This window comes from Mycolicibacterium brisbanense, from assembly GCF_001570425.1.
GTDB classification, from domain to species: domain Bacteria; phylum Actinomycetota; class Actinomycetes; order Mycobacteriales; family Mycobacteriaceae; genus Mycobacterium; species Mycobacterium brisbanense.
Genome location: NZ_BCSX01000039.1, coordinates 78,569 through 95,915, shown reverse-complemented (window position 1 = coordinate 95,915; position 17,347 = coordinate 78,569). Strand labels below are relative to the sequence as shown.

The following is a 17,347-nucleotide window of genomic DNA, read 5'->3' as shown; positions in this document are numbered from 1 at the left end:
GCAGAGGTTCAACAGAGAGGGCCACCCGTGACCATGGCGGAACGCGTACCGATGCTCGACCGTGAGCAGGCCCAGCTGCGAGCTGCCGAATGTGGGTTGCCCGAAGAGTTGGCAGACCTGTCGGTATTCCGCGTGGCACTTCATCAGCCGCGTGTGGCGGTTGCGCTGTATGGGCTGCTAGACGCGTTACTCTTCCGCGGTTCCCTTGACGCGCGGCTACGCGAGCTGGTCATCATGCGCATCGGCTGGATTACTGGCTCCGAATACGAATGGACTCAACATTGGCGAATCGCCACACTGCTCGGCGTGCCTGAGCATGATCTCCTGGCGGTGCGCGACTGGCAGAATTCCGAAAGCCTCGGGCCAGTCGAGCGTGCGGTCCTCGCAGCGACCGATGATGTGGTACGCGACGGGGTCATCTCCGAGGAAAACTGGGCTGGGTGCCAGAAGGCATTCAATAGCGATCACGCCGTTTTGGTCGAACTTGTCGGAGCAATCGCCAATTGGCGGCTCTTTTCGATCCTGCTTCGATCTCTGAATATTCCGCTTGAGTCCGGTACCGACGGCTGGCCGCCCGATGGGCGAGCTCCTCAGGGTTGCGATTGAGCGAAAAACGTGGACCGGTGCTTGACCGAAGCGGTCAGCGCCCCAATCGCCAGACCACGACCCGTGTCGTAGACGGACAAGTCCCCCCTCGGACACACTGTGATGAGTTGAGTCATCGGTTACAGAAAACCCCGGCCTTTGGCCGGGGTTTTCTGTTGGGGGTGGCCGCGCATGTCCCTGAAAAATCAGCCTCGTATGGATGGCCCAGGCTCCGGCAAACCGAGCGCCCCGCACCTATGTTGCACACCAGGCTCGACAGCTTGAAATGACCTGGCGGCACACAACGACTCGACCACCCGAGACGAATTCACACTGTTTCCACCGTCACTCGATGAGCGATGGCTTCCATCGCATCAGCGAGGGTGAAAATCGAAGCTCCCAGCAACACGATGTCTTTGATGAGAAATTGCCCCGTCATGGAGAGCAGCGGGAACCCGCCGGCCGATGCTTCACCGACCCCAGGTGTCGTGATGACGAATGACAACGTGCTCACGAACAGCACTATCGCCAAGGCACTGCCCACCAGCGAAACCCTCGGATACCACGGCTTTACCATCAGCAGAAGTGCGGTGACAATCTCCACGACGCCGAGGATCGACGAAAACGTCGTGGCGCTGAAAATGCCGTAGAGCCAACCCATGAAGGGGCTGTTGGCAACCAGTGGCTCGATGTTGAGGGCCTCGTAGGAGCAGAATTTGAAGATTCCGATCCAGCCGATCACTATCGCAAGCCCATAGCGGGCGACTAACTGCGCGAGAGTCCTGACGGCCGGGGCGTTGTTTTGACAGACAGTAGTGAGCACGTCGTTCTTGCTGGACATTCTTGCGTACCTTTCTTTCAGGTTCAGACGAAGGTGAAGAGCCGGTCGTGGTCGAATCTCGAAATCGGGTTGGTGTAGACCTTGGCGGCGTCCGGGTAGCCGAGGGCCAGCAGAACCGTCGTGGTGTATCCGGTTTCTCGGATTTTGAATGCCGCGTCGACACTGGCCGGGTCGAAACCTTCCAGCGGCGTGGCATCGAAGCCCAATTCGGCGGCCGCCATCATTGTCATGCCCAGCGCCATGTAGGACTGCTTCTCCATCCAGTGGCTCAAGTCCTTATAGCCGTAGGTGCGGAGGTTGAGGAAGTCGCGGGTCATCGATTCCCATAGCGCCTGTTTCGTAGCGTCGGGGAAGCGCCGGTCAGCCTGCTCTTTGCCGAACACCTCGTCGAGGTGGCTGTCGGGCAGGGCGGCTCTGGTGGTGAAGATGATGACGTGCGACGCATCCCGGATCTTTGCGCCGTTGTCGAGGAACCGTTCGCCGAGGTTGTCCGCGAGCCGCGCCTTCCCTTCGGGCGTGCCGAGCACGTAGTAGCGACTGGCTTGCACGTTCACCGATGACGGCGTCGAGCGCAGAAAGCGCAGCAACTGCTGTAGGGATTCCGCCGGGATTGTCTTGCTGGAGTCGAAGTATCTCGTAAGGTGCCGGCTCATGAGGTTGTCGATGTTCATATCAATTCGCTTTCTTCGCAATGGGTTTGACGTGACGGCCGGTGGGGTTACGCGGCAGTGCCTGCCGCCGGAATATCGATGACGGTCTGGTTGACGTTGTTGATGTAGTTGGTCAGCAGGGTCTGCACGGCGACGGTGATGATGGCCAGGATTTGCGGATCGGTGTAGCCGGCCCCTCGCACCGCGGCCAGGTCGGCGTCGGTGACCTGGCCCCGGGTTTCGACCACTCGCTGAGCAAACCGGGCGACGGCGGCGCGCTTGGGATCGATCGAGCTACCGGACCGCGCCAGGGCGATGTCGTCGTGCGCCATCCCGCCGAGCTCAGCGGACACATATGAGTGCACCGCCAGGCAGTAATCGCAGCTGTTGGCTTCGGACACCGCCAGCGCAATGGTGTGCCGGGTCTTGGCGTCCAGCACGCGGCTCAGGCTGACCTGCAGCGACATGACGACATCCAGCACCGTCGGATTCGACGCAAGCATCGCGAACATGTTCGGAACAAAGCCGAACTGCTTACCGACGTTGCCCAGGACGCTCCGGGCGTCAGCGGCGATGTCATCGGAAGCGGGAGTGGTCAGACGTGACATGGCGGATCAACCTCCAGTAGTGGGGAACTCTTTTTGGGCTGTTTAGCCCACTTCTGGAGTGAACACGAGATGCAGTGGGCTGTCAAGCCCAATTTTGGTATTGTCTCGACCATGACCGACAAAACGGCAGTGCACGAGGCGCGCAAGCTCACCAAAAAGGGAGAAGCGACGCGGGCGCGGATCCTCGAGCACGCCGCCGAGCTGATCCACGCCAACGGCGTCGCCGCCACCAACAACGAGCAGCTCCGTCGTGTCACCGGAGTCAGCGGATCGCAGCTCAACCACTATTTCCCGACCAAAGAAAGCCTCGTCCTGGCGGTGATCGAATGGCAGTCCGAGCGCATCCTGAACTTCTACGGCGGCGAGCAATTCGCCGGCTTCGACAACATCGATGCACTTCGGGCCTGGGTGGATTACTACGTCGTCCACGAGAGCGCCTACCAGGACGGTTGCACGCTTGGCTCCCTGGCGAGCCAGATCATCAAGTCAGATCTGGACGTTCACGACGAGCTCGCCCGAGCATTCGATCAGTGGCGGGCGATCTTCCGAGACGGACTCGTGCGGATGCAGACTCTCGGCCGCCTCAACGCCGACGCAGACCCTGAGCAGCTCGCCGATCTCCTGCTTTCGGCCTTCCAGGGCGGCATGGTCCTCACCCAGGTGCAACAAGATGTCGCCCCGCTGAAAAACGCGCTCAACGCGGCCATCGACCACGTTCAGACCTTCGCGACATAGCTCCGCCAACCACCCCACGCCTGGGCGCAGCTCACTGCCCTGCGCGTACCCGGAGCAGCGTCAGGGCAGCTGTCACTTCGATCGGGTTGCGCGCGAATGGTTTCGGCAGGAGCTCGTCGACGCGGGCAAGGCGTCGATCGATGGTGTTGCGGTGTGTGTATAGCCGCTCGGCGGTGCTCGTCCGGTTAAGTCCCTCGTCGACATAGGTCAGTACGGTCTGGTGCAGTGCCGGGCTGGCGTCCTTGAACTCACCGAGCACGTCCGTCACGAACTGATCAGCAGATGACAGGTCGGTCGACAACAAGTCCACCAAGTGGACGTCCTCGTAGCGCACGATGGACAGCTCGGATTCCAGGCGTGCTAGAAGCCGTTGCGCTGCAGCGGCATCCATATGTGTTCGCCGGAAACCGCTGACGCCAGGTGCCGTGCGGCCGAGGGCCACGCGCACACCGCGCCGTCGCCCCAGGTGCTCGGCGAGGGCATCGACCGTTGGGGTTGTCTTCGCCGGTATCCACAGCCACAACGCGGTGGTGCCGGCGACCACCGTCAGCCGCCGGTGCGCACCGCATGCCCGCATCACCTGCTCACTGCAACGCTCGAGTAAGCCGACATCCTGTTCCGAGTCGACCCAGACGACGGCGCCGACGTGCGAACCGGTCAGCGCGTAGCCGAGCTGCGCTTCGGCGCGCGATGGTGCTATGTCTGCGCCCTGGAGCAGGAGTTCGACGGTGGCGTAGCGCTGCAGCTGTGAGCCACCGGCGAATTCCTCGCGTACCCGACGGATGTGTTCGGCGAGTTCGGCGATGGAGTCGTCGACGAATGTTGTCAGCGAATTCCCGGAGATCTCGATCAGTTCGCGAAGCTGATCCGCATTGTCCGTCGTCTTGAAACACGCCGCTAGCCACCAATTCCAGGCGACGCGTTGAGCGGATCGCCACCCCAGGACATCGTCAGTCGTGAGGCCGCGCAGCACCACATCGCGGGCATATGTGCGCATGACGCTTCCCGTGGCGGGACTGACCCGACGACCGGGTTCTGCAATGTTAGACGTCAGCCAGTGCTTGAGGTGAGAGACCACCATCTGCGCGTCGGCATCCGCGAGCACCGGGTCATCGGCGATCGCCCGGTACTTCGGGTCCTGCAGCGACGCTGCAGTCAGATCGTCGATGACGTCGCCGGACCTCGCCAGCATCGACTCAGCGAGTTCCCGGATCAACCGGCGGACCGGATCGGATGCATCGGGCCACAGCTGATCCGGTGTCATGGCAACAGTCTGCCGTTACAGGCCGAGGTGATCGGCGAGTTCGCGGTAGTCGACCATCCACAGACCGGGCGAGCCCGTGGGGTACTGAGAGCGGAACCCGAGGATGCGCTGGACGCGCTCAGGCAGCGTCTTCACCACGTCCCGATCAACCAGGAACGGGTAGGCCTCCTCCCCGACCAGGAAGCCCGGGTTGAACGCGAAGGACACCGCGCGGCGGTACTGATCGGTGGTGACGTTGGCGCCACCGCCGTGGGCCGTCTTGCCGCTGAAGAACAGGGCGTCGCCCGCCTTCATGATCGCGGGAACCGTCTGCTCGGGGGTGCCGCGATCTTGGAAGTCGGGCCACTTGTGGCTGCCCGGGATGACGCGGGTCGCACCGTTCTCCTCGGTGAAGTCGGTGAGGGCGATGAGGAAGTTGAGGGTGATCTCCGGGCCGGCGGGGCCCATGCCGACGAAGGGGAACCAGTTCTCGAGATCGCGGTGCAGGAACTGCGCGCGGTTGCCGGGCCCGATCTCGATGACCTGGGCGGTGGTCATCCAGTAGGTGCCGGACTCCTCGAGGAAGGTCGCGTCACACAGCGCATGCACCAGGTCGTGGTTGATGATCTCGTTCCGGAAAACCGGGCTGTGCGTGACCAGGTTGGTGAGGCGCTTGGTGTTGGCGCCGTGGAATTCGTTGACGATCTCGAGCTCGTGTTTGCCGCCGGGGGTCAGCGCGGCCAGCGGCGCCTCGATCTCGGCGTTGAAACGCGTGACCTGCTCGGGGGTGAGCAGGCCCTCGATGATCACGCCGCCGTCCTCGGCGACGACGGCGCGAATGTCCGCGATGTCCGCCGTGTGGGGCAACTTCCTGAGGTTCGAAACTGCGGTTGTCATCGCGTATCTCTTTCTGCGAGTTGAGTTTTGATGGAACGCCTAGCGATTGGTGTGGCGTACATCTCACTATTGCCGCTTCGCTGGCGCAGTGCCACGGGCACCTCTCAACCAATCACGCGGGCACACGGTGCATATTGCACCCATCGACCGTCAGTACTTGATCACCGAACGGATCCCGATGCCGCGTTTCATCTCGTCGAACCCCTCGTTGATCTCCTCCAGGGCGATGACGCGGGTCACGAGCGAGTCGAGGTCGATGCGGTCGTGCATGTAGTGCTCGACGAGCAACGGGAAATCGGTGGCGGGCTTGCTTGAGCCATAGTTCGACCCGATGAGGGAAAGCTCTTGATCAGACATGACGAACGGGTCGATCGTGATCTTCATGCCGTCCGCCACCTGGCCCGCGACGACGGCGGTGCCGCCTCGGGCCAAGGCAGCGTAGGCGGCCTCAATGGTCTGCGGCAGTCCGATGGCCTCGATGGCGACCTCCACACCACGCCCGTCGGTCAGTTGTGCGATTCTCTCCGCCAGATTCTCTTGCGCGCTGTTGATGATGTCGTTGGCTCCGAAAACCCGTGCTTGTCGCAACTTTTCGTCGGAGATGTCGGCGGCGATGATCTGCCGCGCACCGACCAGGCGCGCACCCTGGATGGCGTTGAGTCCGACACCGCCGCAGCCGATGACCAACACGATGTCACTGGGCCGCACCTTGGCGGTGTTGACGGCGGCCCCAATACCGGTGGTGACGGCGCAGCCGATCAATGCCGACTGTTCGAAGGGCGCGTCGTCGCGGATCGCGATCGCGCCGGATTCGGGCACCATCGCGTATTGGCCGAACGTGCCGACGCCGGCGAAGCTCAGGACGTCCTTGCCGTCTGCCCCGGTGATCCGCGACCGGCCGTCGAAGGACAGATGGTTGGCCGAATGCTGGCTGACCATGTCGCACAAGACGGGCCGCCCGCTGATGCAGTAACGGCACCTGCGGCATGAGGGTGTCCACGACAGCACAACGTGATCGCCTTTCGCCAGGGTGGTCACCCCCTCCCCCACGCTCTCGACGATCCCGGCGCCTTCATGGCCGAGAATCATGGGTGTCGGCACGCCCCACTCACCGGCAAGCACGTGAAAGTCGCTGTGACACAACCCGCTAGCCTTGAGCCGCACGAGTACGTCGCCGGGCGGAGGCGTCGACGGCAGCGAAACTCTCTCGATGGTCAGTGGTGCGTTCGGCGTCCTGAAGACGGCGGCGTCGAATTCGATGGTCATGGCAGATCCCTTTTCAGTCATAGAGGTTTCGGGTTCAGTGCTGCCTCGAAGTCAGCACGGACGGCCTTACGATCGAATTTGCCGGATGCGTTCAGGGGAAGCGCGTCGTACAGGACCCATCGATCGGGAATCGCATAGTCCGGCAAGCACGTCCGAAGAAACCCGACGAGTTCCTGCTCATCGAAGGCCGTGCCCGGGCGAAGCTCGACGGCCGCTGCGATACGCTGTTGCAGAATATCGTCGGCATAGCCGAAAGCGCATGCGGCCGCCACGTTCTCGTGACGAGCGATGTGCGACTCGACGAACGTGGGCATGATCTTCTCACCCCCGCGGTTGATCACGTCGTCGGCTCGGCCGTGCAGCCACAGCAGGCCGTCGTCATCGATGTGACCGATATCGCCTGTGCGCAGCCACTGCCCGGTCATCTTCTCGGACGTCAAACCCGGCTCATCCCAGTAGCCGAGCATCCGCGTCGGTCCGGCGACCCACACTTCTCCCAGCCCGGCAGGTTCCACGTCTGCGCCCGACTCGTCCACGATGCGCAATTCGACGCCGGGCAGTGGCCGTCCCACCGATTCGGCTTTGGTCGCAGCCAAGTCACTCGGCAGGAACGTGCACACCGATGTGAACTCGCTCAGTCCATAGGCGTGCACGAGCTTGAGGTGGGGCCACCGCCGAAGGAGCTCCTGCACCCAGGCCTCGGGCATTGCGCTGCCGCCGTACATGATTGCGCGCATGCCGCCGAAGATCGCGTCAGCCTCGTCGTGCAGCATCAGCATTCGCAGCATGCTCGGTACGGCCGCCAGAAATGTCACCGGCCGTGCTATCAACTCCGCTGCCGCTTCCCCAGTCCGGTAACGCCGCAACAAGTTCGTCGTCCCGCCGGATGCGACCATGTGCGCCAGTTGATCTGCGAAGCCCGTGTTGTGAAAAATCGGGACGACGATGAGAGTGCTGTCGTCCGGACCCGTTTCGAAATAGTTCGAGAACGCGTATACCAGCTCAGAAATCGCGACACTGCCGATGACTGCACCCTTGGGGATTCCAGTGGTACCCGAGGTGAAGCTGATCAGCGCGGGAACGTCATGGCCTTCCGAATCGTCAGATGCGGCAACCTGATCGAGGGGAAACTGTCCCGTCTCCCGTAGCAGCGCCTCGAGCTCGATGCACTGAGCGCCGGTCGAAGCGAGTAAGTCCGGAGGGACGAGGCCCGCGTCGTGAAGCACCACCTTGGCGTCGACCTTGGCGACCTGCGCCACGATCTGACTGCGTGCGAGCCGGGTGTTCATCGGAACGACGATCAGACGTGCGCGTTGACACCCGAGGAATGCGACGACCCATTCCAGGCTGTTCTCCCCGAGCAACACGACACGATCGCCGATTCGCGCACCGCGAGTGCGCAGTGCGGCGCCGAAGCGGGTCATCGCTTCGTCGAGTTCCAGCCATGTGAGAGCCGTTCCGCCGCAACGTAATGCGACGGCTGTCGGTCGTGTTGCCGCCCAGCGAGCCACCGTCTCGGCAAGGCTCGCATGCTCGGTGTCCGAAGAGTGCGTCATCGAGATCCCTCAGACTCCGGCAGGCGCCGAAAGGGGTGCAGATTCGGCTGCGAGGCTCTGGATACCCGGCCCGAATCCGCCCAGCGAGCGTCCGATTCTCTCGAACTCGGTGAGGGCGAACTGCCAGGGGAAGATCTCCGGCCCCCACGCTCCCGGCGGAGGACATTCCCGCAGCGCCGAAAGTGCGGCGACAGCCGCACCGAGGCCTGTACCACGCGACATCGGCGCATCATCGATCAGTGCAACGGCACCGTGCACGCGAGGCCCGTTGAGAACTTGAATCAACAGCGCTGTCAACGGTTTACCGTTCTTCGGTCTGGCCGATGCCTCGTGCCGTGCCCACATCATCTTCCAGAGGAACTCTGCCGGTTCCACATCCTGTCCGGCGATGTTCACCACGACGTCATCGTGGCCGAATCCGATGCGCCCCAGCGTCGAAAATGCTGCGTTCGCCCAGTCGGGGCGCAATGACCCCTTGCAACTCGCGTTTCGCAACCGGGGGAAGAACCTGGCGAGGGTCCTCGGCTCTGGGTGAGCGGTGTCATATGCCTGGATGACGCCGAGTGGATCGGGGAAGGTGAACGTCGCGGCCGTTTCCGGCACAAAACCCGGCGACTGCACCCACTGCCCGTCGCGCCAAACGGGACACGGCGTGACCGCCATGTGGAGCATGTGGCGCAACGGAGCCAGTCCTCCGGGATCCCGTTCGTGAGTCGCCCACACCACCTGGACGCCGTCACTGTCGGGGAATTCGTCAAGCAAACGGGCGGCGCACCAGTTCGATACTCCGGGGGACCATCCCGCACCGCTGACGAGCGCGACGCCCGCGCGCTTGGCATCGGCGTCCATAGCCAGGACCGTCTCGGTCGCCTCGAGGTCGTCACCGATATCGATGTACGTCGTGCCCGCCCTCAACGCTGCTTGGGCCAGGCTGCCCGAACCGGCATAGAACGGCCCAGACATGTTGAGCACCAAGTCAAGCCCGTCCAGGTCCACCGTCCCCGTGGTGACGTCGACGATCTGTCCTCGAACGCGTCCCGGGTCGAGCGCCTCGGCGCGGCGGAGCGCTTCAGGCGAACGGTCCATCGCCAAGAACTGCGCATCGGGCAGATGGTCGAGCAAGATCCGCAGAGCGGCTCCGCCCATCTGCCCCAGGCCGGCAATACCTACAGACACCATGTCGTGCCCCTTCCAAGATCGCGCCCTCGCCGAGGTACGCCAGTCGGTGCGGATTCCTCACGCAAGCTTACGAACGAACATTCGTTAGGCTACGGTCGACGCTGGTTCCCGTCAACAGTTCGCCCTGCATTCATGCGCCGGTACCGCGCAGCCCACCGAATTCAGGCCCGACCCGAGGGTCGTAACCTTGGACCGACCCGGCTACCTGGAGGACACATGACATCCGCAAGAGGTTCCTCGGCCCGGCATGCCGCGAGCTCCCCGGAGCGGGACCGTTCAGCAGCCATTGCGAGCCTCGGCCGGGTTTTCGATCCGGACGTCATGCGCGAGAGGATCCTGGCAGCCGCCATCACGATCGTCGCCGATCGCGGATTCGGCGCCTTCACCGTTCGGGAAGTCGCTGAAGCCGCCGGCATCAAGGCGCCCGGACTGTACAGCCACTTTCCCTCGAAGGAAGCGATCCTTACCGAGGCGGTGTCCCGGGTACTGGCCGACTTCATGGACAACGCGGCAGACGTGAGCGGCCTCGATCCCGAGGAAGAACTGCGGGAGACGGTCCGCCGACACGTGCTGTACCAAATCCAGAACATGCACATTGCTCGCGTCGCGGATCTCGTTCTCAACACCGCCACCGCGGGCCAGTTCTTGTCGACCGACGACTACGACAGGCTGCTCTCCGCGCAACGCGCCTACTTGAATCTGGTGTGCGACCGCGTGACGGCCTTCGCCCCAGAGGTGCCGCACGCCGAGGTCACGATTGTCTCGATCGCCATCATCGCCATGTGTGATCGTGTCGCGAATTGGTTCCAGACCGACGGCCCGATGAAGCCCGAGGAAGTCGCCGAGCTGCATTGGCAGATGGCGCGCTCCATGCTCGTCGGACATCGGGCCGACTGAACCCGGACAGCGGCACATACCGTTCGCCGCTGCAGTTACTGCGCCCGACGAGGCGCACACCCTAAGTACGCCAAGGTAATTCGCTCCTCGGCCGCCACCCGGCGAGTCCCGGGATCAGCCGACCGTTGACATGGCGTTCGGGCGAAAGTAGCGTACGTCACTTATACGAACGAATATTCGTTCGCTCACATTTCTCGCATCACATCCACCTCCGGCTAGTTGCCGGACACTCAGATAGGTAGGTCTCATGACTGCCGAGGAAGATCTGGTCCTCAAGCAGCTTGGTTATGCCCAGCAGCTGGACCGATCAGTAAGTCCATTCGCCTCGTTCTGCGTCGGATTCGCCGTGATCAGCGCGACGACAGCGGTGTATGCGGGCTTCGGCTTCGGCCTGAGCACCGCTGGGCCGGCCTTTGTCTGGACAGTGCCCGTTGTCGTCGTCATCTTCGCCATCTGGGCGATGATCGCGGCCGACCTTGCGGTCAAACTCCCGCTTGCCGGCTACGCCTACCAATGGACCAGTAGGCTCGTCCATCCCAGCCTCGGGTGGTTCACCGGCTACCTGGGTTTGATCGGCTTCATCTCCGGATTCACCGGGGTCGCCTACACCTTCTCGACGTACTTCGCCGGACTCATCGGTTGGAACGCGACCACCCCCGAGCTGGTCGGCACCACAGCGATCGTCTTGCTGGTCTGTGTCTTGATCAACGTCTACGGCATTCGCCTCGCGACGGCGATCAACAACCTCGGTGTGATTCTCGAGATCTTTCTGACCGTAGGGGTTACGGCCTTCGTCCTCATCTTTGTCGTGCTCATCAGGCACGCCGGCCAGCCGCTGAGCTACTTGGCGTCGCACGGTGACACGGCCACGTCGCCGTACATGTTCGCCTGGATGGTCGCGAGCCTGGGCGCGCTGTTCGGACTGCTCGGCGTGGAGGCGCCGGCCGATATCGCGGAAGAGACCAGGGCCGCGCGTCGGGTGATTCCGCGCACGATGTTCATGGCGCTCGGTACGGCCGCGGTGATCGAGTTCTTCATGTACGTCACGTTCTTGCTGGCGACGGGTGATCGCAAGGCCGTCAACGGAAGTGCGACGCCCATCGAAGAGATCATCGCGTCACAGATCTCTCCGCACTTCGCAGACTTCGTCGTCGCCATCGCCCTGACGAACATCTTGGTGTGCGTGTTAGCGAACATGCTCGTCGCGACCCGCCTGCTCTACGCCATGTCGCGCGACAACATGACGCCACTCGCGCGCGTGTTCAACACGGTGTCCGCCAAGCACCGGGTCCCGACCTCCGCGGTGTGGGGATCGGCAGCAGTTTCAGCGTTCTTCCTGGTCACAGCACTGTTCAGCGAAGCAGCATTCGCCTACATCCTGGGCATGGCAACCATCGGCTATGTCGGGGTCTACATCCTCACCACGGCAGGAATGCTCGTAGCCGACGCTCGCGGCACGTTCCCGAAGTCGGAACCGGGCTTCTTCGACCTCGGACGCTTCCGCAGGCCAATCCACATCCTTGGCCTGGCGAGCTTCACGATCGTGCTGGCCGCGCTGGTTCTGCTGCCCGACTTCCGGCCCAACCTGCTTCCGCTGGCGGTGTTGCTGGTCCTGGGCTTCGGCTGGTGGATGTTCGTGCTTCGTCGGCGCATCGCCACGGGTGACGCCGGTCCCCGGCGATCAACGATCACCGACCGCGCCGTGGTGACCGCCGATGCCACCCCGGGTGATCAGACGAAGAACGCCGGATGAGTCTGGCCGAGGCGACGGCGACGCGTGCCGCCGTCGCGCTGGTCGTGATTCGACGTACTGCCCAGAAACGCAACGCATTTCGTCTAGAAAGCCCAACCCGGACGCCTCCTGCCGAGGAGCGAGTCACCGTCACGCGTGAGGAGGCGACACTCGAAGAACCCGGCATCGCGGAGCACGCGAAGAGCCGGTGGTCCGTCTTTGTCGCGTATGGACTGCTCGCCGCCGCGACCCAGGCGCTCGTCGTGAACTACGCGCCGGTGACCGATGACGCCGCGCGGCACTTCGGAGTCTCAGTAGCCTCAATCGGTTGGCTGTCTCAGGTCTTTCCGCTGATCTACGTGCTACTCGCCATCCCGGCAGGCCTCACGCTCGATCGGTTTTTCCGTCCAGCCCTGATCGCCGGAGCGCTTCTCACCGCCTGCGGAGCATTCCTGAGACTGGTTGCGGACGACTTCACGTGGGCACTGATCGGCCAGGTTGTTGCCGCGGTGGGACAGCCCTTCGTCCTCAACGCCATCCCGGGGCTCGCTGTCGGCTATCTCGCCGTCAAGGACCGCGCAGTCGGAATCGCCGCGGCATCGTCGGCCACTTTCGGCGGGATGGTCGTGGGATATCTGCTCGGCGCGTGCTTGCCAGGCGACCGCAATATCCATGCCCTCACCATCATCACCGCCCTGCTGGCGCTGGATGCCGGGCTGTGTCTGCTTGGGGCGCTACACTTCTCGCAGCCGCGGGGAGGGGACGAGGCTATGCGCGTGACCGGTGGCCTTCGTGCGTTCCGCACCGCATTCGGCAACCGCTACCTGCGGCGTTTGTGCGCTGTCGTCGCCATCCCGATGGGTACGTTCATCGCGCTCGCGACGTTCGTCCAGCCACTACTGGAACCGGCCGGAGTCTCGGAGTCGACCGCAGGCCTCATCTTGGCGTTCACCATGATCGCCGGTGTCATCGGCTGCGCCGCCGTGCCGGTTTGGGCGAATCGACATCGCCGGGAGGTCCAAATCATGGGCGTGGGAATCGGTTTCACCGCCGTAGCGTGTTTGCACCTGGCATTGGTCCCCAGTACGACCATGGCGTTCCTCACCTTGATCGGGGTCGGATTCCTGCTCCTTCCGGCGCTGCCCATCGTGCTGGCTCTCAGTGAGCGGCACGCCCCCGACGCCGAGAGCACAGCGGCCGGGCTCATCTGGATGGCAGGCAATCTTGGGGGCGTCGTCATCGCCACGGCTGTCGGATTGCTCGTCACGCATCCGGCGACCGCGTTTTTAGCTCTGGCTGCTGCGACCCTGCTGGCAATGCCCGCGCTTCGCTGGTTCGACCGGCTGTAGCGCAGTGTCCCCTGAGCTCGGATGTGTGCACGCTGCACCTCTTCCGGCCCAAAGCAGGTGCGCCCTGTCGTTGTGACTGGGGTCACTGAACGGCGACAGTTGCACGTCGATCCCACCGCGATCTGCACTTCGAGAGGAATCACTGCGATGAAGGATCTCATCTTCCTTACCGCCGCTGTCTGGTTGGCTGCCGTCGGCTACTGCTTCGGATGGAAGTTCATCCGAAACTACGGCAATTACCTGCTCGGCCTTGAATGTCTGGTCGTCGGCGTGTCCGCCACCAATTTCCTCATCGGGTCTCTACTCGGCCCCGCAGAGGGCGGCGTCGCCTACGACATCTCCTTTTTCCTCGACGCGTTCTCCCGGTCGTTCGGTTTCACGCTGATCCTCGTCATGGGCCTGATGGCCGTCACCCATCAATACAAGCCGACGATTGCCGTCGAGATCGGCGTGTTCGGGCTCGCCATCGCCGGTGGCGTGTTCCTCCGGAAGTTTCACGACGAGACGCTCCACGTCGCGCCGGCAACGTTTTATGTCGTGGTAAACGTGCTCACGACCGCGTTCCTGGCGTACTTCGTCAAGAGAGTGTGGGAGTCCGGTGCCCAAAAGCTGGCCGTCGCAACCGGTCTGGTCACCGCTGCAGCATCAGCCATTGCGATGAGCTACGACTTCTTCCCCCTCCCCTTTGACGACCAGAACCGCACGCTTTTCTACACGGCCGCTCTGATCACGTGGGGAAGCCAGGGTCCCATCTACTTTCTCGCCTACCGAGCGCTGCACAACCACAACGTGGCCACGGGCACGGAGGGAAACCGGAGCCAGAAAGCAGATGCCCGGCACAGTATCGGCTGAATCCTTACTCGGCGGCCGGACTCAGATCCGGTCGCACACCTGACATCACCAACAACATGAAAGGAATACAACGTGAGGCTGAGGTTTTCGTCCTCGCCCGTTCTCGCGGCTGCGGCGGTGGCCATGGGGGTAGCGAGCTTGTCCGCGGCGCCTGCCGTCAAGGCTGAGCCAATCCACATGGCGCCGCAGGTCTATGACAAGACTTCCCCGGACGGCTGGCAGCTCGACCTGCAGATCAAGGACGAGGTGGTGAATTCCGTTCCCAACCTTGCTGCGGCGTCCAACTCACGCGAGGCGTTTGTCACCGCGACGGCGACGGCCACGGCGACCGGTGGCGCGAGCCCGATCCAGGACAGCCTGTTCATCCTGGGCTATCAGCTGGGATGTCAATCGGACGTTTCCGCGGGTCTGGTGGTGGGCGGCACCGGTGGCGTCGCTGGTGCGGTCGGGCTTCCCCCGACCACGGTCGGTGGTAGCGCCGGCGTGGCCGGATTCTTGGAGACCATCGTCCAACCCGGCGTGATCGTCGACCTGCCGATGACCAATATGGCGCTGAGCCCCGGCAACACCGCGTCGCTCGGCGTTGACAACCTTCACGTCAAAGCCGACGCGTGCGGCGGTGACGTCAACATTCGTTCGTACGCGTACCTGCGTATTTCGACTGCCGCCAGCCACTTTTCGTACGCCATCTATGGCGATCCGATCAAGATCTGACCTCCGTCAACATGAGAAAGGAGACGTCTGTGGCACCACTCCGAATCCGTCAATGCGTCGCGTGCGGCGCGATGATCCTGGCAATGGGCTCGGCGGGCAGCGGTATCGCGAGTGCCGATCCCCCAATTCTGCCGTTCGTCCCAGGCGTGCCCGGCATTCCGTACCAGGGCGCCTACACCTACGAATTCGGCACGGGCTCATACACATATCCCCCGCACACCACCGACACCCGCGGCGTGAGAACAAGCGGGCCAACTGCTGATCCGACCCAAACCAGCGTGAGTCTGCCCAACAGCAAGCCTGGTCCTCCGGTGCCGAATCAGTCGTTCATCCTGAACTACACCAACATGCGCTACGGGGTGCAAGGCGGAATCGTGCCGCCCGACAGCGCCTCGGCCCTCTTGCAGTCCGACACCGGAACCCTGCCGGGAATGGTCTCCAGCGCAGGACCTTGGCCGCAGCCGCTGTTGGAGAGCCCCACCGGGGCGCCGCCGAAGACCGGAGTGCCCACCGGCGAGGTGACGAACGCGACCCCGCCGAGCTACCCACAACTGGAGCCACCGGCCCAGCCTGAGCCCGCTGACCAAGCCGCAACGCCCGGGCAATAGACCGCGGGTCCGGCACGCCCCGGGGCCAAACGTCGTAATCGAAGCGCGAAAGTCAACGATTTTGGTGCACCATGCACCTCTTCGCGCCAGAAACTGGTGGGCACTGCCGTGGCGGCCCCGGGCCGGCGCTGGCGACACTGGTCGTGTCAGTTGCGAGATATGCGGATTGCCAAGGCAATCCGTTACGCATCATGCCGAGCGACGGAGGAAACCATGAAAGAGCAGACCATGTCGGTACCGCAGGAGGGCGGCGCGCAGGCGGCATCAGTCGATGTCGTAGTTGTCGGAGCGGGCTTCGCCGGCTTGAGCGCCGCGGATCGGCTGTCCAGTCAGGGTGCATCAGTTCTCGTCATTGAAGGCCGTGACCGGGTCGGTGGCCGTTCCTTCACAGGCAAGGTCGCCGGGGTCAAGGTCGACCTGGGTGCGACGTGGGTTGCGCAGCGCCACACCGCGATCCGTGACCTGATGGAGCGCTTGGGGTGTTCGCTGACCCCGCAGTTCGATGAAGGCGTCAACCTCTTGTGGATGGCCGGGCAGCGTCGCCCTTGGACGGGCACCCTTCCGATGGTCGACCCGGTCGACTTGGAGGACCTGGGGCGCATCCAAGGGGAGATGACCAACCTGCTGGAAACCATCGATGTCGATGCCGCGTGGAATTCACCCAACGCCGGCGAACTCGACGCGATTTCGTTCGGCGAATGGCTCGACCAGCAGCAGGCCGTGACCAGCACTCGCGCGCTGATGTTCATCGTCACCAAGGTGCAGTGGGGCTGCAGCCCACTAGACGTGTCATTGCTGCATGTGTTGCGCTATATCCAGGCCGTGGGCGGGCTCGACCACATGCTCGCCGTCGAAGGCGGGCAGAATGAGTATCGAGTCACCGAAACCACTCAAGAGATTGCCAAGCGGCTCGCTGAGCAGCTCGGCGACCGAATTGTGTTGGACACCCGCGTTCGTCAGATCTCCCAAGACGATCACGGCGTCACGGTCTACACCGATACGGCGGTGATCAATGCCAAGTACGCCATCGTCGCGGCGGCCCCCAGCATCGGGCTTACATCGAGTACCAACCGGCCCTGCCGAAAAAGATTGAGGGACTCACGACGAGCTTTCCAATGGGCGCGCTGAGCAAGGCGTTCGTCGCCTACGACAAGCCCTTCTGGCGGTCTGAGGGGCTGTCGGGTGAGGCAGTGACCGATACCGCGCCGGTGTTCATCACCTTCGACGTCTCGCCCAGCGATGACGGGCCGGGCATCCTGATGGTCTTCTGCACCGCTCGGGTCTACGACGGCTTCGGTCCGGACGTTCGGCGGAAACTGGTGCTCGACCAGTTGGTCGACCTGTACGGCCCACAGGCCGGGAGCCCCATCGACTACATCGATCACTGTTGGGGCACAGAACCTTTCGCCCCTGGCGGCCCGCATCCGGCCGCGCCGCCCTTCGCAACGGTGAGCTACGGCGACGCCCTCACCACGCCACACGGGCGCATCCACTGGGCGGGCACGGAAACCGCAGGCGAGTGGGTCGGGACCATGAATGGCGCCATCCTGACAGGTCTGCAGACTGCCGATCAGATTGCCCAGCGACTCGGCGTCGCCTCGGCCTAGGCCCGGCCCGGCCCGGCGCATGCGACTG

16 protein-coding genes and 1 pseudogene are annotated in these 17,347 nt (G+C 63.4%); 9 read left to right on the top strand and 8 right to left on the bottom strand.

Annotation, left to right across the window (positions count from 1 at the left end; translation table 11 throughout):
• The first annotated feature begins 27 nt into the window (after window positions 1-27).
• Entirely contained in the window at window positions 28-606 is a 579-nt protein-coding gene (locus RMCB_RS21340) for a carboxymuconolactone decarboxylase family protein (RefSeq protein ID WP_014382408.1), read from the top strand.
• Between the two features lie 307 nt (window positions 607-913).
• Here the strand turns inward: RMCB_RS21340 and RMCB_RS21335 are convergent, their stop codons facing one another.
• Genes RMCB_RS21335 through RMCB_RS21325 form a run of 3 tightly spaced genes read right to left on the bottom strand, consistent with a single transcriptional unit; the run spans window position 914 to window position 2,684 of the window.
• Window positions 914-1,426, bottom strand: coding sequence for a YkgB family protein (locus RMCB_RS21335; RefSeq protein ID WP_062830413.1), 513 nt, complete (start codon window positions 1,424-1,426; stop codon window positions 914-916).
• Window positions 1,427-1,449: 23 nt separating this feature from the next.
• A complete protein-coding gene (locus RMCB_RS21330) occupies window positions 1,450-2,097 on the bottom strand; it encodes a nitroreductase family protein (protein ID WP_062830412.1) in 648 nt (215 codons plus the stop codon).
• A 47-nt stretch (window positions 2,098-2,144) separates the two neighbouring features.
• Window positions 2,145-2,684, bottom strand: a complete 540-nt coding sequence (locus RMCB_RS21325) for a carboxymuconolactone decarboxylase family protein (RefSeq protein WP_062830411.1) — start codon at window positions 2,682-2,684, stop codon at window positions 2,145-2,147.
• A 111-nt stretch (window positions 2,685-2,795) separates the two neighbouring features.
• Between RMCB_RS21325 and RMCB_RS21320 the strand changes: the two genes are divergently transcribed.
• Window positions 2,796-3,419 (top strand): TetR/AcrR family transcriptional regulator, encoded by a 624-nt coding sequence (locus RMCB_RS21320; RefSeq protein WP_062830410.1) that lies wholly within the window; start codon window positions 2,796-2,798, stop codon window positions 3,417-3,419.
• A 31-nt stretch (window positions 3,420-3,450) separates the two neighbouring features.
• Here RMCB_RS21320 and RMCB_RS21315 read toward each other — a convergent pair whose 3' ends face one another.
• The 5 genes from RMCB_RS21315 to RMCB_RS21295 all read right to left on the bottom strand — a co-directional run bounded on the left by RMCB_RS21315 (window position 3,451) and on the right by RMCB_RS21295 (window position 9,560).
• Window positions 3,451-4,683 (bottom strand): PucR family transcriptional regulator, encoded by a 1,233-nt coding sequence (locus RMCB_RS21315; RefSeq protein WP_062830409.1) that lies wholly within the window; start codon window positions 4,681-4,683, stop codon window positions 3,451-3,453.
• A gap of 15 nt (window positions 4,684-4,698) precedes the next feature.
• On the bottom strand, window positions 4,699-5,559 hold the full coding sequence (locus RMCB_RS21310; RefSeq protein ID WP_062830408.1) for a phytanoyl-CoA dioxygenase family protein: 861 nt from the start codon (window positions 5,557-5,559) through the stop codon (window positions 4,699-4,701).
• Between the two features lie 150 nt (window positions 5,560-5,709).
• On the bottom strand, window positions 5,710-6,825 hold the full coding sequence (locus RMCB_RS21305; RefSeq protein WP_062830407.1) for a Zn-dependent alcohol dehydrogenase: 1,116 nt from the start codon (window positions 6,823-6,825) through the stop codon (window positions 5,710-5,712).
• Between the two features lie 17 nt (window positions 6,826-6,842).
• A complete protein-coding gene (locus RMCB_RS21300; protein ID WP_072278520.1) occupies window positions 6,843-8,381 on the bottom strand; it encodes a class I adenylate-forming enzyme family protein in 1,539 nt (512 codons plus the stop codon).
• A gap of 9 nt (window positions 8,382-8,390) precedes the next feature.
• The gene (locus tag RMCB_RS21295; RefSeq protein ID WP_062830405.1) at window positions 8,391-9,560 is read right to left on the bottom strand and encodes a saccharopine dehydrogenase family protein; all 1,170 of its coding nucleotides are present in this window, start codon (window positions 9,558-9,560) and stop codon (window positions 8,391-8,393) included.
• 216 nt (window positions 9,561-9,776) lie between these two features.
• On the opposite strand from RMCB_RS21295, the gene RMCB_RS21290 reads away from it, so the two are divergent.
• The 7 genes and pseudogenes from RMCB_RS21290 to RMCB_RS36915 all read left to right on the top strand — a co-directional run bounded on the left by RMCB_RS21290 (window position 9,777) and on the right by RMCB_RS36915 (window position 17,319).
• Window positions 9,777-10,457 carry a TetR/AcrR family transcriptional regulator gene (locus RMCB_RS21290; protein ID WP_165606307.1) on the top strand — a complete coding sequence of 227 codons (681 nt, stop codon included), beginning with the start codon at window positions 9,777-9,779 and terminating at the stop codon, window positions 10,455-10,457.
• A 247-nt stretch (window positions 10,458-10,704) separates the two neighbouring features.
• On the top strand, window positions 10,705-12,210 hold the full coding sequence (locus tag RMCB_RS21285; protein ID WP_063979654.1) for an APC family permease: 1,506 nt from the start codon (window positions 10,705-10,707) through the stop codon (window positions 12,208-12,210).
• Complete coding sequence (locus tag RMCB_RS21280) at window positions 12,207-13,538, top strand: MFS transporter (protein ID WP_062830403.1); 1,332 nt, start codon at window positions 12,207-12,209, stop codon at window positions 13,536-13,538. Before RMCB_RS21285 ends, RMCB_RS21280 begins: the two co-directional genes overlap by 4 nt.
• A 147-nt stretch (window positions 13,539-13,685) precedes the next feature.
• The gene (locus tag RMCB_RS21275) at window positions 13,686-14,390 is read left to right on the top strand and encodes a hypothetical protein (RefSeq protein WP_062830402.1); all 705 of its coding nucleotides are present in this window, start codon (window positions 13,686-13,688) and stop codon (window positions 14,388-14,390) included.
• A gap of 123 nt (window positions 14,391-14,513) precedes the next feature.
• The gene (locus tag RMCB_RS21270) at window positions 14,514-15,104 is read left to right on the top strand and encodes an MspA family porin (RefSeq protein WP_062830401.1); all 591 of its coding nucleotides are present in this window, start codon (window positions 14,514-14,516) and stop codon (window positions 15,102-15,104) included.
• Between the two features lie 29 nt (window positions 15,105-15,133).
• Window positions 15,134-15,712, top strand: a complete 579-nt coding sequence (locus tag RMCB_RS21265) for a hypothetical protein (RefSeq protein ID WP_131805564.1) — start codon at window positions 15,134-15,136, stop codon at window positions 15,710-15,712.
• Window positions 15,713-15,940: 228 nt separating this feature from the next.
• Window positions 15,941-17,319 (top strand): annotated as a pseudogene (locus RMCB_RS36915) (flavin monoamine oxidase family protein).
• Window positions 17,320-17,347: the final 28 nt, after the last annotated feature.